Source organism: Pseudomonas maioricensis, from assembly GCF_022790535.1.
Lineage (GTDB): Bacteria > Pseudomonadota > Gammaproteobacteria > Pseudomonadales > Pseudomonadaceae > Aquipseudomonas > Aquipseudomonas maioricensis.
Map to the genome: position 1 here is coordinate 322,323 of NZ_LOHG01000003.1, position 21,937 is coordinate 344,259.

The following is a 21,937-nucleotide window of genomic DNA, read 5'->3' on the forward strand; positions in this document are numbered from 1 at the left end:
CGGGCTTTTTACATCGCCAGGTTGTTCAGGCTAAATGAAAGCTCAATCGACAGGAGTCTGTTTAATGTTGAAGCACCTGCTCATGCTGACGGCGTTGATGCTGCCAGTGAGTTACGCCAGTGCCGCTGACTACCGCGCAGCCGAGCTGAATATCGCCAGCCCCTGGTCCATGGAGCTGCCGCCCAATGCGCCAACCGTCGCGGCCTATTTTGTCATTCACAACAATGGCCAGAACGCAGACCGATTGCTCAGCGCAGACACGCCCATCGCAGGCGCAGCTCAACTTCACGAGCACGTGCACGCCAATGGCCTGATGAAAATGCAGCAGGTGCCCAACGTGGAAGTCCCTGCGGGTGGCGACGCCGTATTCGCGCCAATGGGTTATCACGTGATGCTGCTGGACCTGAAGGACAAGGCTGCGCTAACCGACGGTAAAACCTTCCCGTTGACCCTGCACTTCGAAAAGTCCGGCGATGTGACGGTAACCGTTGAAGTGCTGAAACAGCCACCTGGGGCATCCGCGCACAGTCACTGACAGGCACCCCCCTGGCAGACTCGATATTACTGAATGCGCACGCCCCTTGTAGGAGCTGCCGAAGGCTGCGAAGCATTCCTTCGGATATACCGCCATCGCAGCCTTCGGCAGCTCCTACAGGTCCTGTGTTTGCTTTGCGACAGCGCGGTGCCATGGACAGCCGCAATTTCCTGCGTTTAAACCGCTAAACGCCTACAGCTGTTGCAGAATATCCCCAACAAAAAAACGCCCTCCAGCCGACAGACACCCTCCCCCCAAATCCGATTTCGTGAGCTGCATCTTTCACAAAACGAAACGGAATCATGTCTACTCAATCTGTATCAAACGCTGCCAGCAGCCCGGCGTATCCGCCGGACTTTCGTACCGTCGCCGAACAGGAATTTCTGCGTCTGCTCAAACGCGATCACCCTCGCGTCAGCCTCGACATCAACCACACATGGCTGACGACCTACACGCTGAAAAGCCTGACTATCCCGCCTTTCACTCAACTGCCCGTGCAAAGCCATCCCACCATTGAACGCTCACTGCGCCAGTTCAGGCACTCGGAGCCCGTTCGAGGCACACTCCTCAATCATGCTCTGGGACGCGCAAGTTTCGATCTGTCGGTCCATACAGGCTTCTACAAAGCCGCGAACACCGTGGCTGAAAGCGATGAAATCGCGCATCTGGAATGCCAGCACATCCTGGACTTGTACAAGGATTTCAACAACGCACTTGAGCCTGCCTATCGCCAACAGCTGGCTAACTATTGGACCTGTCTGGACAAGGGCATCAGCCGACGCGAGCGATTCATCACCGAGCGCAGAAAAGCATTGCTGCTGGAGTCCGAAGCGGCAGTCGAGCAAAACCTGCTGACTATTAGCCAGCACGCCATGCTTGAAGATCAACTCAACAGGCCACGCACTGCCGATGACGACACCGTACAGAAATACGGGGCCTTTCAACTGGCGCTGATGGATGGCCAGGGCGAAGCGCAGATTTTACCCGGGGCGTTTATCCTCACGCACACCCATAGCCTGACTCCCCCCGCATTAGATGACAGCACTCTGGGTGAGGTCTTGTTGCGTACTGAACATCAAGGCCTTGAGGGCTTTACGAGCATTGCAGCGATGATCAACTCGCTGAACGCGCGCTTTGGCGACACCATACAAAACCTCAGCGCCGTTTCAAGGGTTAAAGTTATTACGTTCCCAACCCCATCACCAACGTGGCAGTTGTCGGTGCTACAAGGCGATGTATTGCAGGTGCTGTTTGATCAACAATTAGCCAGGCAACAAGCCGACTTCAGCTATCTGATAAGCCAGGCAAAAGCTCAGAAGACGGACGCAGATGAGTTTGTGCGAACCTTGCCGATGCGTCTCGCCCAGGCTGCGCACCTGGACAATGCGCGGATGCTTGATCGCAACGACCATCGCCTGATCGCCAGGGGCATGCCGAACTGGTGGTCTACAGCCAGTCATGAGCACCAGCAGGCCTGGGTGGCTGCCGCGCAGGATTACAGTAAATCGATCATCCAGTTGCATCATCTGTGCAAGGACATACCCGACGGCCCGCAACCTCAGGGGACTCATCAGGCAGCCTGGCTCGATAATGTGAGAAGCCTCGCCATCGCCCAACTGCGCATGGATCAGGTACAGGCTCAGGCTGACCCGCTGCCCGACGCGGCCAGGGCATGGATGAAGGTCATCATTGATAACCCCTGCGTCGAAACCCGGCAGCAGGTCGATGGCAAAACGATCAACCTCGACTTCATGATCCTTGAACAACACCCGCTCCCTGACGTCATGCGCATCGCACCACAAGGTTCAACCGCCGATCAGCCGATGCTGCTCTGTACCCTGAATGCCCCGGACAGTCGGGTATTTCGTTGGTATCCCGACGAGAAGGCCATGCGTGAGCAGTTTCTGGATCATCCCGACTTCACCCGCTACCTGCTACGCCAGCTCCCCGAAGAAAGTCGCCCGGTTGAATGCAGCGCCGAAGAGTACGAGCAATGGCTCAAGCACTTTCGCGCAAGGGAAACGTACAAACACCTGAAAGCGCCAGCAAAGCTGCCCAGCTTTATTTTTGGCGAACCTGACTACGTTGATGAGGGCCAGGATTACCTCATGACCCATCATGACCTCAAGCATACCCGCAGGCATGAGCTTCACTTCCGGCCCGAGGTGATCAAAAAACACGGGGCATTGTTTGGCAGCATCGCGCTGAATATTGCAATGCTATTCATTCCATCACCGGTACTCATTGCCTTGGCGGCGGGTATAGGTCTGTTCAAACTCTGGGAGGCTTTTCAACATCTCAGGGAAGGTGATTACCATGGGGCTGCATTCGAATTGCTCTGTGCCGTCGGATATCTTGGAGCTGCGGCGCTGGGTCGATGGGTGGCCAATCGAGAACCCTTCACTGCGCTCGAAAATCTTCGTCCGGCCTCTCCCCTGGTACAACGCACCACCACCGAAGGTGAAGAGCAGATCGGCTATCTGGAGTCGTCCAGCCAGACATCGCAACACACAGATCTGGATGCCGTTGTGCCCTACCAAGCCGGTCAGTTCCACGCGGTCCGGATAGGTGACCAACAATATTTCATCAAACGCCAGCCCTGGCTGTTCGGTCACTGTCGACTCTATCGGGTAGACGCCACTAATCCTGATTTGCTGATTGGAGAGAGCTCCTATGCGGTGGAGTCTAGCCCGGGGGTCTGGAGCAAAATAGAAACACTGCGCGCCAGAATAAGCAGCCTGTTATTGAGGCAGTCGGACCGGGAACTGGGCGATGTGACCAAGGATTGGCCGAACTCGGTGGACGAGGTCAGCACCGTGTCCAAACAGGCATTCAATCGTAACTATCTGCACTTGGCACAAACGTCCAATGCCAGTGATATGCCCGAAATACTTGATTACTGTGAAGGCGGCTCGCAGCCCATCAACAGCCTGCTGCGCGCCAGAGTGCGCACTCCGTGGACCCTTCGTTTTCTGAACGAGTTCTATAGCCTCAACGAATATCAGGGGCGGGCTTACCGCGCTGCACTTGTCAGCGCCGCGGGGCTACGAAAACTGACGACTGAGATCGGACAGGTGTTCGTCGATAACGGTATTCAGTCTGCCTCTGTCAGCCGCTGGAGCAGCGAGCAGTGGAGCCGTGACGGATTCATTCGCGAGGCAACCAGCAGTGAGGACAGCACCGTATTTGTCATTTTCAACAAGTCTGTGCCGAAGAAAAACCTGTTCACCAGCTTTCTGGGAGACCACGTAGCAATCCCTCCTTCCACGCCGTTGCAACTGGTGGCAAGCCGCTTGGTCGGCAAGCGTTTCTACGTTTACTTCAAAAGCCCCGCCGCCATTCCGGAAAAGATGTTTGATCTTTATTCCGGCAATACCGAACTGATGCTCTGACGATCAAGCACCAATAAGGCGCAATGCCACGCACCAGTGTGCAGGACAAGTCCCACACTGGTGCGCAACATTCCTGTCCAACAGGACAACTTCCCGCTCAGGCGCGCTATTTCGCGCCTTGGCCCAGCCTTTGCTAAACAGCAATCAGATATGCGTTATCTCGTGCGCCCCATCGAATACCAACAACGGAGCTAGCCCAATGAAGCGTCGCAGTCTGATCAAAGCCTTTACCCTGTCCGCGTCCATCGCCGCCATGGGCCTTACATGGACCGTTCAAGCTGCCGAGACCATCAAGGTCGGCATTCTGCACTCGCTGTCCGGCACCATGGCTATCTCCGAAACCTCGCTTAAAGACATGGCGTTGATGACCATTGACGAAATCAACGCCAAGGGCGGCGTCAACGGCAAGATGCTGGAAGCCGTGGTTGTCGACCCGGCATCCAACTGGCCGCTGTTCGCGGAAAAAGGCCGTCAGTTGCTGACCCAGGACAAAGTGGCCGTAGTGTTCGGTTGCTGGACCTCGGTATCGCGCAAATCCGTTCTGCCGGTATTCGAAGAGCTCAACGGTCTGCTGTTCTACCCGGTTCAGTATGAAGGCGAAGAAATGTCGCCAAACGTGTTCTACACCGGCGCAGCGCCAAACCAGCAGGCGATCCCTGCGGTCGAGTACCTGATGAGCGAAGACGGCGGCGCTGCCAAGCGTTACTTCCTGCTGGGTACCGACTACGTTTACCCGCGCACCACCAACAAGATTCTGCGCTCGTTCCTGCACTCCAAGGGTGTAGCGGACAAGGACATCGAAGAGGTCTACACCCCGTTCGGCCATGCTGACTATCAAACCATCGTTGCCAACATCAAGAAATTCTCGGCGGGCGGCAAGACGGCTGTGATTTCCACCGTCAACGGCGACTCCAACGTGCCGTTCTACAAAGAACTGGCCAACCAGGGCCTGAAGGCTACCGACGTGCCGGTTGTAGCGTTCTCGGTAGGTGAAGAAGAACTGCGCGGCATCGACACCAAACCGCTGGTGGGCCACCTGGCCGCCTGGAACTACTTCCAGTCCGTAGAGAACCCGGTTAACACCAAGTTCGTCGCTGACTGGAAAGCCTACGCCAAGAAGAAAAACCTGCCGGGCGCAGACAAGGCGGTGACCAACGACCCGATGGAAGCCACTTACGTGGGCATCCACATGTGGGCGCAAGCGGTGGAGAAAGCGAAGTCCACCGATGTGGATAAAGTCCGCGAAGCCATGGCGGGTCAGACCTTCGCCGCGCCATCGGGTTTCACCCTGACCATGGACAAAACCAACCACCACCTGCACAAGCCAGTGATGATCGGTGAAGTCGAAGACAACGGTCAGTTCAACGTTGTGTGGCAGACCAAAGAGCCAATCCGCGCCCAGCCATGGAGCCCATACATCCCGGGCAACGACAAGAAGCCGGATCATGCGGTGAAGAGTAACTAACACGCTGGATGTTCGACCGCCCCTATGGTGCGGTCGAACACATCTTCTGTAGGAGCTGCCGAAGGCTGCGATAGGGTTCCCCTGACACACCGCAATCGCAGCCTTCGGCAGCTCCTACAGGGATCACCAGATCCACCCGATCTGGACGCCTTTCAGGACACCCGCCATGCCCAACATTCTGTACCGCTTCATCTTCACCCTCGCCTTGCTGCTGCCTGTGGCGGCGCACGCCAGCGATGCCGGTGATTTCGTGGCGGCCAGTTCCGCACAACAGGCCGAACTGCTGGAAAGCTGGGCTGCCCAGCCCGTTCCGGAACGCCTTGTACTGATCAATGCCTTGCAGGAAGGACGCGTCGCTGCCGACGGCAACAAACGCGCCTTTATCGAAACCGGCGACCAGTATGTCGCGGTCGACGGGGACACTCCGCCGACTGATGAACCGCGCAAACTGCGCCTGAATAACCGCTTGCGTGGTTTGGTGGATACCGCGCTGGCCAGCCATCAATTGCTGGCTGAGGACGCAAAATTGCGTCTGGCCGCTGCGCTGCAATTGCAAAAATCGGCGCGCCCTGCGCAGTTGCCTTTTTTGAGCGTACGTCTGGCCGATGAGAAAGACGATGATGTCCATGACGCGTTGACATTGGCACTGGCCAATCTGCAATTGGTTGACTCCAGCCCGACCGTACGTCTGGCGGCCGTTCGCCTGCTCGGCGAAACCGGTGATCCGCTGGCCCGCACGCGTCTGGAAACCTTACTGGCACCGGGCGTCGAAACTGACGCCAGCGTGCGTATCGCGGCCGAAACCAGCCTGGCGCAAGTCAAACGCAAACTCATGGTGGGCGAGTTACTCGGTCAGGCATTCAGCGGCATGTCGCTGGGCTCGATTCTGCTGCTGGCGGCGCTCGGCCTGGCGATCACATTCGGCTTGCTGGGCGTGATCAACATGGCCCACGGCGAAATGTTGATGCTGGGGGCTTACTCCACGTATGTCGTGCAACTGATGTTCCAGCGTTATGCGCCGGGCGCCATCGAGTACTACCCATTGATTGCCTTGCCAGTGGCATTTTTCGTCACGGCAGCCATCGGGATGGCGCTGGAGCGCACAGTGATTCGCCACTTGTATGGCCGACCACTGGAAACGCTTCTCGCCACATGGGGCATCAGCCTGATGCTGATCCAGGCCGTGCGTCTGGCCTTCGGCGCGCAGAACGTTGAAGTGGCCAACCCTGAGTGGCTGTCCGGCGGTTACCAGGTGCTGCCCAATCTGGTGCTGCCGTATAACCGCATCGTGATCATCGGCTTTGCACTGTTCGTGGTGGTGTTGACCTGGCTGCTGCTGAACAAGACGCGGCTGGGCCTGAACGTGCGTGCCGTGACCCAGAACCGCAACATGGCCGCCTGTTGCGGCGTGCCAACCGGGCGCATCGACATGATGGCCTTCGGGCTGGGCTCAGGCATTGCAGGCCTGGGCGGCGTCGCCCTCAGTCAAATCGGTAACGTAGGCCCCGATCTGGGCCAGAGCTACATCATCGATTCGTTCCTGGTGGTGGTGCTCGGCGGTGTCGGGCAACTGGCCGGTAGCGTCATGGCGGCCTTCGGTCTGGGCATCGCCAACAAGATTCTCGAACCGCAAATTGGCGCTGTATTGGGCAAGATTCTGATCCTGGCGCTGATCATTCTGTTTATCCAGAAACGTCCGCAAGGCCTCTTCGCATTGAAAGGACGGGTGATCGACTGATGAACCAACCATTGATGGTCACTGCTGCTCAAAAGGTCGGCCCCAAAGGTACGTTGGCTGTAGGCGTGGTTGTGCTCGCCATCCTGCTGGCGATGCCACTGTTGTCCTTGCTGCCTGCCGATAACAGCTTTCAGGTCTCGGCCTACACCCTGACGCTGGTGGGCAAGATCCTCTGCTACGCCATCGTCGCCCTGGCACTGGATCTGGTCTGGGGCTACGCCGGCTTACTGTCGTTGGGGCACGGGCTGTTCTTCGCTCTGGGCGGTTACGCCATGGGCATGTACCTGATGCGCGAAGCGGCCGGGGACGGTCTGCCCGCGTTCATGACATTCCTGTCGTGGACCGAACTGCCATGGTATTGGGCAGGCACCGACAACTTCCTGTGGGCCATGTGTCTGGTGGTACTGGCGCCTGGGTTGCTGGCGCTGGTGTTCGGCTTCTTCGCCTTCCGCTCGCGGATCAAGGGCGTGTATTTCTCGATCATGACCCAGGCATTGACCTTCGCCGGGATGTTGCTGTTCTTCCGCAACGAAACCGGTTTCGGCGGTAATAACGGCTTCACTAATTTCCGCAGCATTCTGGGCTTCAGCATCAGTTCTCAAGGCACCCGCGCCACGCTGTTTCTGGCGACGGTGATTCTGCTGGTGGCGAGTCTGTATGTCGGCTGGCGTCTGGCGCAGAGCAAGTTCGGCCGGGTGCTGACCGCACTGCGCGATGCGGAAAACCGCCTGATGTTCTGCGGTTACGATCCGCGTGGCTTCAAGCTGTTCGTCTGGGTGCTGAGCGCGGTGCTCTGTGGTTTGGCTGGCGCGTTGTATGTGCCGCAGGTCGGCATCATCAACCCGAGCGAAATGTCACCGACCAACTCCATTGAAGCGGCGGTCTGGGTTGCTCTGGGCGGGCGCGGCACGCTGATCGGCCCGCTGCTGGGCGCAGGTCTGGTCAATGGCATGAAGAGCTGGTTCACCGTGGCCTTTCCGGAATACTGGCTGTTCTTCCTCGGCGCGCTGTTCATCATCGTCACGCTGTATCTGCCTAAAGGCGTGATCGGTTTGCTCAAGAAGAGGGGCGAACAATGAAAACCACTCCGACACCAGCGTTCATGCTTGAGCCGATTATTGATCCCAACTCCGATATCGGCACCAGTCGCGATGCAATCGGCCTGGGGCAAAGCGTCGGCAAAGGCCTGAACACGCGCCACGGCACGATCCTGACACTGGAAGACATCAGCGTCAGTTTCGATGGCTTCAAGGCGCTCAACGACCTGAATCTGTACATCAGCGTCGGCGAACTGCGCTGCATCATCGGCCCCAACGGCGCGGGTAAAACTACGCTGATGGACGTCATCACCGGCAAGACTCGTCCAAGTCACGGCAAGGCCTGGTTCGGTGAAACCCTCGACCTGACACAGATGAGCGAAGTGGAAATTGCTCAAGCGGGCATTGGTCGAAAGTTTCAGAAGCCCACCGTGTTCGAAGCTTTGAGCGTGTTTGAAAACCTTGAGCTGGCGCAGAAAACCGACAAGTCGGTATGGGCCAGCCTGCGGGCGAAACTCAGCGGTGAACAGCGCGATCGCATTGACGAAGTACTGGAGACCATTCGCCTGACCGGTTCAATGCAACGCCCGGCGGGCTTGTTGTCTCACGGGCAGAAGCAGTTTCTGGAGATCGGCATGTTGCTGGTCCAGGACCCTCAATTGCTGCTGCTCGATGAACCTGTCGCAGGCATGACCGACGCCGAAACCGAATTCACCGCCGAGCTGTTCAAGAGCCTGGCAGTGAAGCATTCGCTGATGGTGGTGGAACACGACATGGGCTTTGTAGGTTCAATTGCCGACCACGTCACCGTGCTGCACCAAGGCAGCGTATTGGCCGAGGGCTCGCTGGCAGATGTGCAGGCGGATGAACGAGTTATCGAGGTTTACCTCGGAAGATAATTGCTAACCCTGTAGGAGCTGCCGAAGGCTGCGAAAGCGATAAACCTGACACACCGCCTTCGCAGCCTCCGGCAGCTCCTACAGGTAACCCGAAATTGTTTGGGAAACGAACATGCTCCAAGTCGAAAAGCTTCATCAGTACTACGGCGGTAGCCACATCCTGCGCGGGCTGTCCTTTGATGTGAAGGTCGGCGAAGTGACGTGCCTGCTGGGTCGTAACGGCGTGGGCAAGACTACGTTGCTCAAGGTGCTCATGGGCCTGCTGCCTGCCAAAGAAGGCGCAGTTCAGTGGGAAGGCAAAGCGATCACCGGCTTCAAACCCCATCAACGGGTGCACGCCGGGATTGCTTACGTGCCACAGGGCCGCGAGATTTTCGGGCGGCTGACCGTTGAAGAAAATCTGTTGATGGGGCTTTCTCGCTTTCCAGGCTCTGAGGCGAAAGAAGTCCCGGCGTTCATCTACGAGCTGTTCCCGGTTTTGCTGCAGATGAAACATCGACGCGGCGGCGACCTGTCGGGTGGTCAACAACAGCAACTGGCGATTGGTCGTGCGCTGGCAAGCCGTCCTCGCCTGCTGATTCTCGATGAACCCACCGAAGGCATTCAACCGTCGGTGATCAAGGAAATCGGCGCAGTGATCAAGAAGCTCGCGGAACGAGGTGACATGGCTATTCTGCTGGTTGAACAGTTCTACGACTTTGCTGCCGAACTGGCCGATCAGTATCTGGTGATGTCCCGGGGCGAGATCGTCCAGCAAGGTCGGGGCGAGAATATGGAAGCCGAAGGCGTGCGTGGTCTGGTGACCATCTGAGTGGTATTCCGTTAAGGTGCAGTCTTCCTGAACTGCTGTTTTCCAGAAGCATGAAAGCGATCACATGAATCTTCCCGCCCACACCGCGTTGTTCACACCCAGCTGGCATGCCGAGCTGGAGCTGGGCTATGGGCGTTTTGGCGACAGTACGCGACCCACCCAGCGCCGACACAAAGGCCCGCTGCGGGTGCAAAAACACCTGTACGCCGAAGGCCCGGAAGTTTGCCAGCACATTATTGTTCATCCACCCGGCGGCATCGCCGGTGGCGACCGCCTGGACATCAGCGCCAGCGTCGGCCCTGATGCCTGGGCGCAGTTGACCAGCCCCGGCGCCGCCAAGTGGTATCGCGCGGCAGGTCCGGCTTATCAGCAACTTGATCTGAGCGTGGCGCCTGGCGCGACGCTGGAATGGCTGCCGCAGGAAACCATCGTCTTCAGCAACGCGCAGGCTGAACTGACCACACGTATCGAGCTGCAAGGCAATGCCAGATTGTTTTACTGGGACGTCGTGGCGCTGGGCAGACCGGCGAGCGGCGAGCGTTTCGAGAACGGGCACTTTCAGGCCCATCTGGATATACGCCGGGACGGCAAGTTGTTGTGGCATGAGCGGCAACGCATCATCGGCGGCGACGGCTTGCTCGACTCCCCAATAGGTCTGAACGGTAAGACTGTATTCGGCACTCTGCTCATGACAGGGGAGATTGATAGCGAACTGCTTGAGGCCTGCCGCTCGGTGCCCAATCTGGTACGCGGTGATCTCACCCAACTGCCCGGTTTACTGGTGGCGCGCTGCCTGGCTGATGAGGCCTTGCACGCACGGGCCTGGATGATCGAAATATGGAAACTGCTGCGCCCGGCGCTGTTGGGTCGCGAAGCGGTGGCGCCACGAATCTGGAGTACCTGACCCCCCATTTATCTGTAGGAGTGAGCTTGCTCGCGATAAAGTCGGAACGACTTTCCTGCAATCGTGTGCTCACTATTTTGCGACTGCTTCGCAGCCGATCGCGAGCAAGGTGGTGCGCCACCCCGGTCACTCCTACAGCTAACTCATCGTTTTTTATGGACTGAACAATGGACCTGACCCCACGCGAAAAAGACAAGATGCTGATTTTCACCGCTGGCCTGGTAGCCGAAAGGCGTCTGGCCCGTGGCGTGAAGCTCAACTACCCCGAAGCCATGGCGTATATCTCGGCAGCGCTGCTTGAAGGCGCGCGCGACGGGCAAACCGTGGCCGACCTGATGCATTACGGCACCACCCTGCTGACTCGCGAACAGGTCATGGAAGGCATCCCGGAAATGATTCCTGAAATCCAGGTCGAGGCGACGTTCCCGGACGGCACCAAACTGGTCACCGTGCATCAGCCAATTGCCTGATTATCTAGACGACACTGGAACTGATCATGAGTAACTCGATTCGCGACGCACTGCCAGCCGATCTGCCGGGCATCCTGGCGATTTACACCGACGCAGTGCTCAACACCACCGCGATCTGGAACGAGCAACCGGTAGATCTGGCCAATCGTCAGGCCTGGTTCGATGCGCGCCAGACTCAGGGTTATCCGATTCTGGTCGCCATTGATGATGACGGCCAGGTCACGGGGTATTCGTCGTTTGGCGACTGGCGCCCTTTTGAAGGCTTCCGCCACACCGTGGAGCATTCGGTTTATGTGCGCGCCGATCAGCGCGGCCAAGGCTTGGGCCCCAAGCTGATGAAAGCTCTGATAGACCGCGCTCGCCTGTGCGACAAACACATCATGGTCGCGGCGATTGAGAGCGGTAATGCGGCCTCCATCGCTCTGCACGAACGACTAGGCTTCATCATCACCGGGCAGATGCCGCAGGTGGGGACCAAATTTGGACGCTGGCTGGACCTGACATTCATGCAACTGGATTTGTCTCCCGGCGCATCCGCTCCACCCTCGCAAGCTCCTGCATCCCACTGAGAGGCGATCATGAATCCTGCCCAGTTGCGCCGCGTTACCGACGAAAGCTTCGCCCACTACCGTAACGGTCTGGCGGCCCTGCTGATGGACGCCGTGCATAACGGGGCCTCGGTGGGTTTCATGGCTGATCTGGACGCCGGGCAGGCTTACGCCTGGTGCGACGGGCTCAGAGAGGACGTCGCTAACGGCAGCTTGTTGTTATGGGTCGTGGTTCAGGATGAGCAGGTGCTGGCCAGCGCCCAGCTCGCGCTGTGTCAGAAAGCCAATGGCCTGAATCGGGCCGAAGTACAGAAATTAATGGTACTCAAGGACGCTAGGCGTCGCGGGTTCGGCCTGCAATTGATGCAAGCGCTTGAACAGGCGGCACGTCAGCTCAAGCGCGGTTTGCTGTTTCTGGACACCGAAGCCGGTTCGCCCGCCGAAGCATTCTATCTTTCGCTGGACTACACCCGCGTCGGCGAACTGCCCAACTACTGCCAAAGCCCGGACGGCCGTTATACGCCGACCGCTATCTACTTCAAGACCTTGGGACAACCCGCATGATTCCTGGCCAATACCAGATTCAACCCGGTGAAATCGAGCTCAATGCCGGTCGCCGGACTATCAGCCTGAACGTCGCCAACAGTGGCGACCGGCCGATTCAGGTCGGCTCGCATTTCCATTTTTTTGAAACCAACGACGCCCTGACGTTCGACCGCGCCGCCAGCCGCGGCATGCGCCTGAACATCCCGGCCGGCACCGCCGTACGCTTCGAACCGGGACAATCCCGGGATGTGGAGTTGGTGGATCTGGCAGGACTGCGGCGGGTGTTCGGCTTCGCCGGGCGAGTGATGGGCGATCTGTAGGCTCTGAGCCGGAACCCTGTAGGAGTGAGCTTGCTCGCGATCGGCTGCGCAGCAGTCGCAAAAGTGGTGAACAGACCACCGCTGGAAAGTCGTTCCGACTTTATCGCGAGCAAGCTCACTCCTACAGATCAGGTCAGGTCAGGGTGCGCTCAGACATATTTTTGAATTCAAGGAATCGCCATGAAGATTTCCAGACAAGCCTATGCCGACATGTTCGGCCCCACCGTGGGCGACCGGGTACGGTTGGCCGACACCGAGCTGTGGATTGAGGTCGAAAAAGACTTCACTACTTATGGCGAAGAAGTGAAATTCGGCGGCGGCAAGGTTATTCGTGACGGCATGGGGCAAGGCCAGTTACTCGCCGCCGAGGTGGTCGACACGCTGATCACCAACGCCTTGATCGTCGACCACTGGGGTATCGTCAAAGCCGACGTCGGCCTCAAGGATGGTCGCATCGCTGCCATCGGCAAGGCGGGCAACCCGGACATCCAGCCAGACGTCACTATTGCCATCGGCGCCTCCACCGAAATCATTGCCGGTGAAGGCATGATCCTCACCGCAGGCGGCGTCGACACGCACATCCATTTCATCTGCCCGCAGCAGATCGAAGAAGCGTTGATGAGCGGCGTAACCACCATGATCGGCGGCGGTACCGGCCCGGCAACTGGCACCAACGCGACCACCGTGACGCCCGGGCCATGGCATATGGCGCGCATGCTTCAAGCGGCAGATTCGTTTCCGATGAACATCGGCTTTACCGGCAAGGGCAATGTCAGCCTGCCCGGTCCGCTGGTTGAGCAAGTCAAAGCCGGTGCAATTGGCCTGAAGCTGCACGAGGACTGGGGCACCACGCCAGCAGCCATCGATAACTGCCTGAGCGTCGCCGACGAGTACGACGTGCAGGTCGCGATCCACACCGACACTCTGAATGAATCCGGCTTCGTCGAAACGACACTGGCGGCGTTCAAGAATCGCACGATCCATACCTACCACACGGAAGGTGCAGGTGGCGGTCACGCACCGGACATCATCAAGGCCTGTGGCTTCCCCAACGTCTTGCCCAGCTCGACCAACCCTACCCGGCCGTTCACTCGCAACACCATCGACGAACACCTGGACATGCTGATGGTCTGCCATCACCTGGACCCAAGCATCGCCGAAGACGTGGCCTTTGCCGAAAGCCGTATTCGCCGGGAAACCATTGCCGCCGAAGACATCCTGCATGATCTCGGCGCGTTCTCGATGCTCAGCTCCGACAGTCAGGCCATGGGCCGGGTTGGCGAGGTGATCATGCGTACCTGGCAAACCGCCGACAAGATGAAGCGCCAACGCGGTCCGCTGCCTGGCGACGGCGAGGGTAACGATAATTTTCGCGCCAAACGTTACATCGCCAAATACACCATCAACCCGGCGATAACCCACGGCATCAGCCATGAAGTCGGCTCCGTGGAAGTGGGCAAATGGGCTGACCTGGTACTGTGGCGCCCTGCTTTCTTCGGCGTCAAACCGACCCTGATCCTCAAAGGCGGTGCGATTGCCGCGAGCTTGATGGGCGACGCCAACGCGTCGATCCCGACGCCGCAGCCCGTGCACTATCGCCCGATGTTCGCCAGCTATGGCAGCTCGCTACACGCCACTAGCCTGACATTCATCAGCCAGGCGGCCTTCGATGCGGGCGTTCCGGAGTCCTTAGGGTTGAAGAAGGCCATCGGTGTGGTCAAGGGCTGCCGCAGCGTGCAGAAGAAAGACCTGATCCACAACGATTACCTGCCCAACATCGATGTCGATCCGCAGACCTACCAGGTCAAGGCCGATGGTGTGCTGCTGTGGTGCGAGCCGGCAGATGTCTTGCCGATGGCGCAGCGGTACTTTCTGTTCTGATCCTGTACGCGTGCAAACAAAGGCAGCTAAGGCTGCCTTTGTCCTTTTCCGGCAACGTCATGCCTGATGCCTGATAGAAAAGTCTCGTCGCCGTCGAGCAGACTCAACGCTTGCAAGGTGTCGTTGACGGCTTCCACCAACCCCAGATCCTCGGATGTACTGGTCCCGTCCAGAACTCGCCGCAACGCGAGATAAAAACCCAGTTTTCCAAAAGCCACATCATCCAGCCTCGCGCTCTTGCCGGTGTGTAGTTTTAATTCAGCCAGATTGATCTGTTGTTCGACAAAGGCCGTGAAACGGGTTGTTAACATGATGGCGCTCCTGCCAAATAGTCCCTGTGATCAAGCTAAGCCTAGCCCGTGTCCGCACGCACCGTCAGAAATGACAACCGCCTCAGGCCAAAACTCGATACCGGTCATACAAAGGCGGTAATATGCGCCCTCTCACTTCAGCCTTCGCATCCGGGTAACTACACATGCGCCTCTCCGAATTCATCGTTGCTCATGTGGACCGTATCGTCGACGAGTGGGAAAGCTTCGCCAAAACCATCAAGCCTGCCGCCGATACCATGAACAGTGTCGAGTTGCGTGATCACGCCAAGGCAATTCTGCTGGCCGCAGCACGGGACATGAATACCTCGCAGACCAAAAGCGAGCAAACAGCGAAGTCCAGAGGCGCCGACCTGCAGAAGACCCCAAGCCTGGATCAGGCCGCAGCCAGCCACGGGGAGCTGCGGCATATGGTCGGCTTTGATCTGGTACAGATGACTTCCGAATTCCGACATCTGCGTGCCAGCGTCATCCGCTTGTGGGTCGAAAGCCTGAAAACCCCGGACCTGGCTTACTTCACTGACATGATCCGCTTCAACGAAGCCATCGATGAAGCATTGGCCGAGTCCACCGCAGCGTATGCCGAGCAGGTGGCACGTTCGCGAGATATTTTCCTGGCCATTCTGGGTCATGACCTGCGGGCGCCTCTGCAAGCGGTGGTCATGTCTGCCGACCTGCTTGAGCATAGAAAAGAACTGGATGCCAAGTCCCAGAGCTACGTTTCGCGGATCAAGAGCAGCACCCGGCATATGGGCGCGATGGTCAGCGATTTGCTGGAATTCGTGCGCAGCCGCCTCGGCGCCAGCCTGCCGGTTGAACGAAGCGCCATGGACTTGGGCAACGCCTGCCGCGAGGCCATTGATGAGGCCTGTGCCGGTCGCCCGGACTCGCACCCTCATCTGGTCGTAGAAGGCGACACTGTTGGTCATTGGGACCGCGGACGTATCGACCAGTTATTGCAGAACCTGATCGGCAATGCTCTGCAGCATGGCAAGGGAGAGGAAGAGGTCAACGTCAAAGTCAGCGGTGAGCAGGATCATGTGCAGTTGATCGTGCACAACCTCGGTGACCCCATTTCCGAAGACGCCATCGGCAGCATCTTCGACCCATTGGTACGTGCTATCAGCGAAGGCTCCACGCCCAGCGGCCGATCCACCAGCCTGGGCCTGGGCCTGTTCATCGTCAAGGAAGTGGTCAACGCCCACGGCGGCAGTATTACCGTGACGTCAAACGTAGGTGACGGGACGACATTTACCGTGGTGTTGCCGAAAAGCGTTTAGCTGACTGGATGGATGCAATCTCATGTGGGAGCCGGGCTTGGTCTGGGCGGCATTCCGACGATAATGCCGCCGCGTATGTCAGTCAAATCGCGTTGATCTTATCGCGGGCAAGCCCGGCTCCCACATAAAAACCGCATTAATGGGAGCGGCCGCAGCCGGAGCTTAACTCACCACTGCGCCCGCGGATCGAACGCGGCCTTGTCGGCCAGTTTTTTCCACAGTTCCTGGGTAGCCTCATCGCTGGACCTGGGCATCACCACTTTGACCTGGGCCAGCAGATCACCCCGCTGGCCCTGCTTGTTCAGCAGACCATTGCCCTTGATCCGCAGACGCTGACCATTCTGGCTGTCAGGGCGAATCGTCAGGTTGATCTTGCCGGTCAGGGTCGGCACAGCGACTTTCGCACCCAGCGCAGCTTCCCATGGAGCAACGGGGACAGTGATGATCAGGTCGTGGCCCTCAACCTCGAACTTCGGATGCGGCGCGAGGCGAATGATCAGGTACAGATCACCGCTCTCACCGCCTGCAACGCCCGGCGCGCCCTGCCCCTTGAGGCGAATACGCTCGCCGTCGGTGACCCCGGCAGGGATTTTCACATTCAGTGTCTTGGTGGCATCAGCCACACGCTGGCCCGCTGCATTGTGTTGCGGCACCTTGAAGCTGACCTGCTTGGATTCGGCCGACAGCGTCTCCTCCAGGAAGATTGCCAGTTCCATTTCGACGTCTTGCCCCTTGCGACCAGGGTTGCGCGAGCGGCCGCCCTGCTGCTGTGCCCGGCCACCAAAGATCGAGCTGAAAAAGTCTGAGAAGTCACCGTTATCGGCACCGCCAAACCCGCCCGCACCGGCACGACTCTGCCAGCCCGGCGGGGCCTGGAAGGGTCGGCCCTGCTGACCGTATTTGCGGATATCGTCGTATTCGGCGCGCTTTTCAGGGCTGCTCAGCACCTCGTAGGCTTCGCTCGCTTCTTTGAATTTATCTTCTGCGCCAGCCTCTTTGCTGACGTCAGGGTGATACTTGCGGGCCAACTTGCGGTAAGCGACCTTGATCGCCTTCTCATCCGCAGTCGGATCCACCGCAAGAATCTTGTAATAGTCTTTGAAGTCCATCTAATGCGTTTCCCCGGTTATGCCGTGCTGCGCTGATACAGCGGCACAGCATCCTCTATTTTGAGGTATCTGAATCTAATACGTTGAGATGTATCGGCCGCCGAACCCGTCAGCTTGATGCTTGAAACGTTCGACGGCCTGGTGTGCCGACAATTCCCAGAAGATTGGGGGTCGTGTCGGCCAGTTCAAGTCAGGCCGACAAATACAGTTATCTACATTTAACCGATGTTTCGCCCTACGCATCCGTCGTGCACTGACATACACTGCGCGGCCGTTTTTTGACTGGAACGTAAAAGACATGAATGACCAATCCCCGGCCCGTGCCTGCGGCATCGACTTTGGCACGTCCAATTCCACCGTCGGCTGGCTGCGCCCCGGCATGGAATCGCTGATCGCGCTGGAGGACGACAAGATTACCCTGCCTTCGGTGGTGTTCTTCAATATGGAAGAGCGCCGCCCGGTCTATGGCCGTCTGGCGCTGCACGAGTACCTGGAAGGCTACGAAGGTCGGCTGATGCGCTCGCTGAAGAGCCTGCTGGGTTCCAAGCTGATCAAGCACGACACCAGCGTGCTGGGCACGGCCATGCCGTTCAAGGATCTGCTGGCGCTGTTCATCGGCGAATTGAAGAAACGCGCCGAAGCCAACGCCGGTCGTGAATTCGAAGAAGTGGTGCTGGGTCGCCCGGTGCATTTTGTCGATGACGACATTACCGCTGATCAGGAAGCCGAAGACACCCTGGCCGAAGTTGCACGCAAGATCGGTTTCAAGGAAGTGTCCTTCCAGTACGAGCCGATTGCCGCAGCGTTCGACTATGAATCCACGATTACCAAAGAAGAGCTGGTACTGATTGTCGACATCGGCGGTGGTACTTCGGACTTCTCTCTGGTGCGTCTGTCACCTGATCGCCGCTTCTACGATGACCGCCACGAAGACATCCTCGCAACAGGCGGTGTGCACATCGGCGGTACAGACTTCGACAAGCAACTAAGCATTCAAGGTGTCATGCCGCTGTTCGGCTACGGCAGCCGGATGAAAAGCCAGGCGTACATGCCGACCAGCCATCACATGAATCTGGCGACGTGGCACACCATCAACTCGGTCTACTCGCAGAAGTCTCAGCTCGCCCTGGGTAGCATGCGTTATGACATCGAGGACACTCAAGGCATCGACCGCCTGTTCAAGCTGATTGAACAACGCGCCGGGCATTGGCTGGCCATGGAAGTTGAAGAAACAAAGATCCAACTGACTCACAGCGAAAGCCGTCATTTGCCGATGGACCGTATCGAACCGGGTCTGAGTGTGGATCTGAGTCGGGCGATGTTCGAAGCCGCCATTGATTCGCAACTTGAACGCGTGCGTAACAGCGTGACCGAATTGCTGCTCAAGGCGGGTGCGGGGGTTGATCAGGTCAACACGGTGTTCTTCACCGGCGGTTCAAGCGGCATCCCGGCCCTGCGCAACAGCGTCTCGGCCATGCTGCCCAACGCCCGGCATGTTGAAGGGAACATCTTCGGCAGCATCGGCAGCGGGTTGGCTATTGAGGCCAAGAAGCGGTATGGCTAAAAACCACGGAAAATCTTCTGTAGGAGCGGGCTTGCTCGCGATAGCGCCAGATCAGTCGACACATTAGTCGCCTGTCAGATCCAATCGCGAGCAAGCTCGCTCCTACAGATTCAGCTGCTGCTCTCTTACACCAACCCTTCGCGCTGCAACTCGCTCTTCAGGTACGCGTAGTAAATCGGCCCTGCCACAACACCCGGCAGGCCGAACGCGGCTTCGAATATCAGCATCGCCAGCAGCAATTCCCACGATTTGGCATTGATTTGCCCGCCGACGATCCTCGCGTTCAGGAAGTACTCGACCTTGTGGATCACGATCAGGTAACCCAACGCCGCCAAGGCGACCCAGATCGATATCGACATGCCGACGATGAAGATCAAGGTATTGGACATCAGGTTACCCACCACCGGCAGCAGGCCGAGCAGGAAGGTCATGATGATCAGGGTTTTGGTCAGCGGCAGATGAATCCCGCACAGCGGCAGGACGATAACCAGGAACACCGATGTGAACGCGGTGTTCAGCAGGGAGATTTTGATCTGGGCAAAGACGATGTTACGGAACGCCTTGCTCAACAGGCTCAGACGATCAAACAGGGCTGCCGCCAGGGGCTTGCGGGTATGCACATCGGATATCCGCTGCAAGGCGATGATCGCCCCCAGCACCATGCCGATCAGCATGGTGACGAACATGTGCGCCGCCCCTTTGCCAATCAACTGCAGCTCACCCACGTGTTTCTGTATCCACTCGCCCAGCGATACCCGGAACTCGGCGGCACTGGCGGGCAAGTAACTGTCGACGAAAGGTGGTAACTGACCGCGGGCACGATCCACCAGGATCATGAACTTATCGAGGGATGCGCCAGGATTCTCAGCTTCATGAAGAACAAAGCTGAAAGCCCCCGCAAAAATCAGCGCCAATACGCTGACCACCAAAGTGCCCAGCAGCGCTACAGCAAGCCAGCGCGCCCGTTCCCCGGCAATCAACCTTTGCAGCTTGGGCGTCAGCATGTTGACCAGTTCATAAACCAGCAACCCCGCCAACAGGCTAGGCAGCAGTTTGAACGGCAGAACCATCAACAGACCGCCAAATATCAGAATCCAGCTGGCCAACAAGACTTGTCGCGAGGAAAACGTTGGCATATAGCCTCAAGACGAACGGCGCAAAGAGGCAGGCAGTCTGCCAGCGTTCTGAGCTAAGGACCAGTGATCAGACGAGCCCAACGGAAACGACTTACACACTGATGTAGGACTGACCTGCATCAGACACCGGAATTAAAGGTTTCGGGGCGCTCAATGGCGTGACATAGGGCGCCGAAACCGGCTCTGAAAAATTATTTCTTCTTGAGACAATCGCTCATGAAGGTCTTGCGGGCATCGCCCTTGAGCGCCTGAGTGGTCGCAGTAGCATTACAGGTTTTCATCTTGTCCTGCTGGGTTTGCGGCGGCGAAGCCTTCAAGCACGTGCTCATGAACGCCTTGCGCTCATCGCCCTTGAGTGACTGGGCAGAGGCATCGGCATTACAACTTGTCATCTTGTTCTGTTGTGCAGTGGCGGCATAACCGTGGGTGCACAGCAACAGCCCCACCAGCAATAACGGGACGCGCAGCATTCTCATTGTTCTTCTCTCCGCAGTGGCCATGCTGACCTGCGTGGCCTGCTTCGAGTGTAGCCAAAGAACCTGCTGCGCGATCCTGCCTGCTCTACCCTGTGATGCGCGTATCTACGTCGATATGGACCTGCAGATCCTCTTCTTCGACGCTGTGAATAGACACATCAGTAATGCCCGACGCGTGCGGCGTTGTCAGATCGACAGCCGTCGAGTGGTGAAGATCGTCGTCCAGCGCGACGTGATGCTTCTGCGCCAGCTCATGAACCACCTCGATGATGGGCACATCCAGATCCTCGATCACATCCACATGATGCTCACCCGCCAGGGTGTACTCGATTTCATAGTGTTCTTTATCGCTCATTGCATCACTCCAATACCGGCCCGCTCGGGCGGCAAACTACGAACAACGACTCAAAACAACTAAAGGCCCGCAGCCTTGAGGCGTGCGGCGTGCTCAACAAACAGCTTCACAGGGTCGGCACCTTTGCCCACCAGCCCAAAGGTCTGGTTGACGATGTCGAAGTGATCGAGAGGGTAGTCATCACCGATGACGGTTCCGAGGTGAGAACTGAATTTCCCGACCATGCCATCACATTGACCGCGCTCTTTTGTGAACGTGCGAGCGAATATTCGACAGGTCACATTAGTGCCATCCAGACGATTACGACCGCTGTCACTGAGCCCTGGCTGCAAGGTGCCGGACCATGAGTAATAACGCACGCCGTTAACCAATTCCTCCCCCTGTCCGCCCCAGGTAGCCGGTAGTCCCTGAGGGTATTGGCGGTTGAATAAAGCCACACCTGCGCTGGTCAGGGACTTGTGCGATGCCGTGACATCAGTCGGCAGCCGTGTGCCGCGATAGCCGGTGTCCAGCATCGCCATGACCCACACCATGGCGCGCAACAGTGTGTTGAGCAGCCAGCCGCGCAGGGTTCGCTCGGGAAAATTGCGCTCGAGGAAATCAGCCAGCTCGGATCCGTGATTAGGCCCGGCGACCGAGGTAACCGACGCAACAAGATCCGGGCGCTTTGCAGCCACATACCGGATAGTCAGCGCGCCCTGGCTGTGGCCGATCAGATTGACCTTTCCGGCACCGGTCTTTGCCAGCATTTCGACGATCAGGGCGATCAATTGCTCGCCGCGCACTTCCGAGGAGTTGACCGCCGATACCATCACCGGCGTTACGGTAGCGCCCCCACGGCGCAGTGCCCGAACGATGCCGTACCAATACGGATAGATCACCAGCCGCACAAAGCCCAGTAAACCGGGGACCAGCACCAGCGGGTAACGAGTCGCTTGTTCCTGACTCATGACGAAGCCTCCTTGCGAGCGATCAACCGGGCATGACTGAACCATAGCGGTAATTGACTCAAACGCAGGCGCAGCAAGGCTTAACTGCCCGACAATCCGCTGCGTGGTAATCGATAGTGTTCAAAGGCCATCAAATAATCGAACTCTCGCGCACCTCCACAGCTCCAAGCTGCAACGGGCCAACAATGGCTC

At 58.0% G+C, this 21,937-nt stretch carries 21 protein-coding genes; 15 read left to right on the forward strand and 6 right to left on the reverse strand.

Annotated elements, in window-relative coordinates; genetic code table 11:
• Positions 1-64 precede the first annotated feature (64 nt).
• From AUC61_RS06790 to ureC, 13 genes are all read left to right on the forward strand, one after another.
• On the forward strand, positions 65-535 hold the full coding sequence (locus tag AUC61_RS06790) for a copper chaperone PCu(A)C (RefSeq protein ID WP_243245175.1): 471 nt from the start codon (positions 65-67) through the stop codon (positions 533-535).
• Positions 536-837: 302 nt separating this feature from the next.
• Complete coding sequence (locus AUC61_RS06795; protein ID WP_243245177.1) at positions 838-3,927, forward strand: hypothetical protein; 3,090 nt, start codon at positions 838-840, stop codon at positions 3,925-3,927.
• A 199-nt stretch (positions 3,928-4,126) separates the two neighbouring features.
• Positions 4,127-5,392 carry an urea ABC transporter substrate-binding protein gene (gene urtA / locus AUC61_RS06800; protein WP_027901346.1) on the forward strand — a complete coding sequence of 422 codons (1,266 nt, stop codon included), beginning with the start codon at positions 4,127-4,129 and terminating at the stop codon, positions 5,390-5,392.
• Between the two features lie 166 nt (positions 5,393-5,558).
• Positions 5,559-7,130, forward strand: coding sequence for an urea ABC transporter permease subunit UrtB (gene urtB, locus AUC61_RS06805; RefSeq protein ID WP_243245179.1), 1,572 nt, complete (start codon positions 5,559-5,561; stop codon positions 7,128-7,130).
• Complete coding sequence (urtC, locus tag AUC61_RS06810; RefSeq protein ID WP_243245181.1) at positions 7,130-8,209, forward strand: urea ABC transporter permease subunit UrtC; 1,080 nt, start codon at positions 7,130-7,132, stop codon at positions 8,207-8,209. Before urtB ends, urtC begins: the two co-directional genes overlap by 1 nt.
• On the forward strand, positions 8,206-9,066 hold the full coding sequence (gene urtD, locus AUC61_RS06815; protein ID WP_243245183.1) for an urea ABC transporter ATP-binding protein UrtD: 861 nt from the start codon (positions 8,206-8,208) through the stop codon (positions 9,064-9,066). The genes urtC and urtD overlap by 4 nt, the downstream gene beginning before the upstream one ends.
• Before the next feature lie 112 nt (positions 9,067-9,178).
• Entirely contained in the window at positions 9,179-9,877 is a 699-nt protein-coding gene (urtE, locus tag AUC61_RS06820) for an urea ABC transporter ATP-binding subunit UrtE (protein WP_243245184.1), read from the forward strand.
• Positions 9,878-9,941: 64 nt separating this feature from the next.
• Entirely contained in the window at positions 9,942-10,781 is an 840-nt protein-coding gene (locus AUC61_RS06825) for an urease accessory protein UreD (RefSeq protein ID WP_243245186.1), read from the forward strand.
• Positions 10,782-10,948: 167 nt separating this feature from the next.
• A complete protein-coding gene (locus AUC61_RS06830; protein WP_027902525.1) occupies positions 10,949-11,251 on the forward strand; it encodes an urease subunit gamma in 303 nt (100 codons plus the stop codon).
• A gap of 26 nt (positions 11,252-11,277) precedes the next feature.
• Positions 11,278-11,820: a GNAT family N-acetyltransferase gene (locus AUC61_RS06835; RefSeq protein ID WP_243245187.1), complete on the forward strand. Its 543-nt coding sequence runs from the start codon at positions 11,278-11,280 to the stop codon at positions 11,818-11,820.
• A gap of 9 nt (positions 11,821-11,829) precedes the next feature.
• A complete protein-coding gene (locus AUC61_RS06840; RefSeq protein WP_243245188.1) occupies positions 11,830-12,363 on the forward strand; it encodes a GNAT family N-acetyltransferase in 534 nt (177 codons plus the stop codon).
• Positions 12,360-12,665 (forward strand): urease subunit beta, encoded by a 306-nt coding sequence (locus tag AUC61_RS06845; RefSeq protein ID WP_087269742.1) that lies wholly within the window; start codon positions 12,360-12,362, stop codon positions 12,663-12,665. Before AUC61_RS06840 ends, AUC61_RS06845 begins: the two co-directional genes overlap by 4 nt.
• A gap of 180 nt (positions 12,666-12,845) precedes the next feature.
• A complete protein-coding gene (gene ureC, locus AUC61_RS06850) occupies positions 12,846-14,546 on the forward strand; it encodes an urease subunit alpha (RefSeq protein ID WP_243245190.1) in 1,701 nt (566 codons plus the stop codon).
• A 26-nt stretch (positions 14,547-14,572) separates the two neighbouring features.
• On the opposite strand, the gene AUC61_RS06855 is transcribed toward ureC, so the two are convergent.
• Complete coding sequence (locus AUC61_RS06855; protein ID WP_243245192.1) at positions 14,573-14,857, reverse strand: hypothetical protein; 285 nt, start codon at positions 14,855-14,857, stop codon at positions 14,573-14,575.
• A gap of 164 nt (positions 14,858-15,021) precedes the next feature.
• Here AUC61_RS06855 and AUC61_RS06860 point away from each other — a divergent pair, with 164 nt between their 5' ends.
• Positions 15,022-16,155 carry a sensor histidine kinase gene (locus AUC61_RS06860; RefSeq protein WP_243245194.1) on the forward strand — a complete coding sequence of 378 codons (1,134 nt, stop codon included), beginning with the start codon at positions 15,022-15,024 and terminating at the stop codon, positions 16,153-16,155.
• A gap of 167 nt (positions 16,156-16,322) precedes the next feature.
• Here the strand turns inward: AUC61_RS06860 and cbpA are convergent, their stop codons facing one another.
• On the reverse strand, positions 16,323-17,264 hold the full coding sequence (cbpA, locus tag AUC61_RS06865) for a curved DNA-binding protein (RefSeq protein ID WP_243245195.1): 942 nt from the start codon (positions 17,262-17,264) through the stop codon (positions 16,323-16,325).
• A gap of 298 nt (positions 17,265-17,562) precedes the next feature.
• On the opposite strand from cbpA, the gene AUC61_RS06870 reads away from it, so the two are divergent.
• Positions 17,563-18,828 (forward strand): Hsp70 family protein, encoded by a 1,266-nt coding sequence (locus AUC61_RS06870; RefSeq protein WP_243245197.1) that lies wholly within the window; start codon positions 17,563-17,565, stop codon positions 18,826-18,828.
• Between the two features lie 125 nt (positions 18,829-18,953).
• Here AUC61_RS06870 and AUC61_RS06875 read toward each other — a convergent pair whose 3' ends face one another.
• The 4 genes from AUC61_RS06875 to AUC61_RS06890 form a co-directional block, all read right to left on the reverse strand.
• A complete protein-coding gene (locus tag AUC61_RS06875) occupies positions 18,954-19,964 on the reverse strand; it encodes an AI-2E family transporter (protein WP_243245199.1) in 1,011 nt (336 codons plus the stop codon).
• 191 nt (positions 19,965-20,155) lie between these two features.
• On the reverse strand, positions 20,156-20,440 hold the full coding sequence (locus AUC61_RS06880; RefSeq protein ID WP_243245201.1) for a PsiF family protein: 285 nt from the start codon (positions 20,438-20,440) through the stop codon (positions 20,156-20,158).
• An 85-nt stretch (positions 20,441-20,525) separates the two neighbouring features.
• On the reverse strand, positions 20,526-20,795 hold the full coding sequence (locus AUC61_RS06885) for a hypothetical protein (protein ID WP_243245203.1): 270 nt from the start codon (positions 20,793-20,795) through the stop codon (positions 20,526-20,528).
• A 59-nt stretch (positions 20,796-20,854) separates the two neighbouring features.
• Positions 20,855-21,745, reverse strand: a complete 891-nt coding sequence (locus AUC61_RS06890; RefSeq protein WP_243245204.1) for an esterase/lipase family protein — start codon at positions 21,743-21,745, stop codon at positions 20,855-20,857.
• Positions 21,746-21,937: the final 192 nt, after the last annotated feature.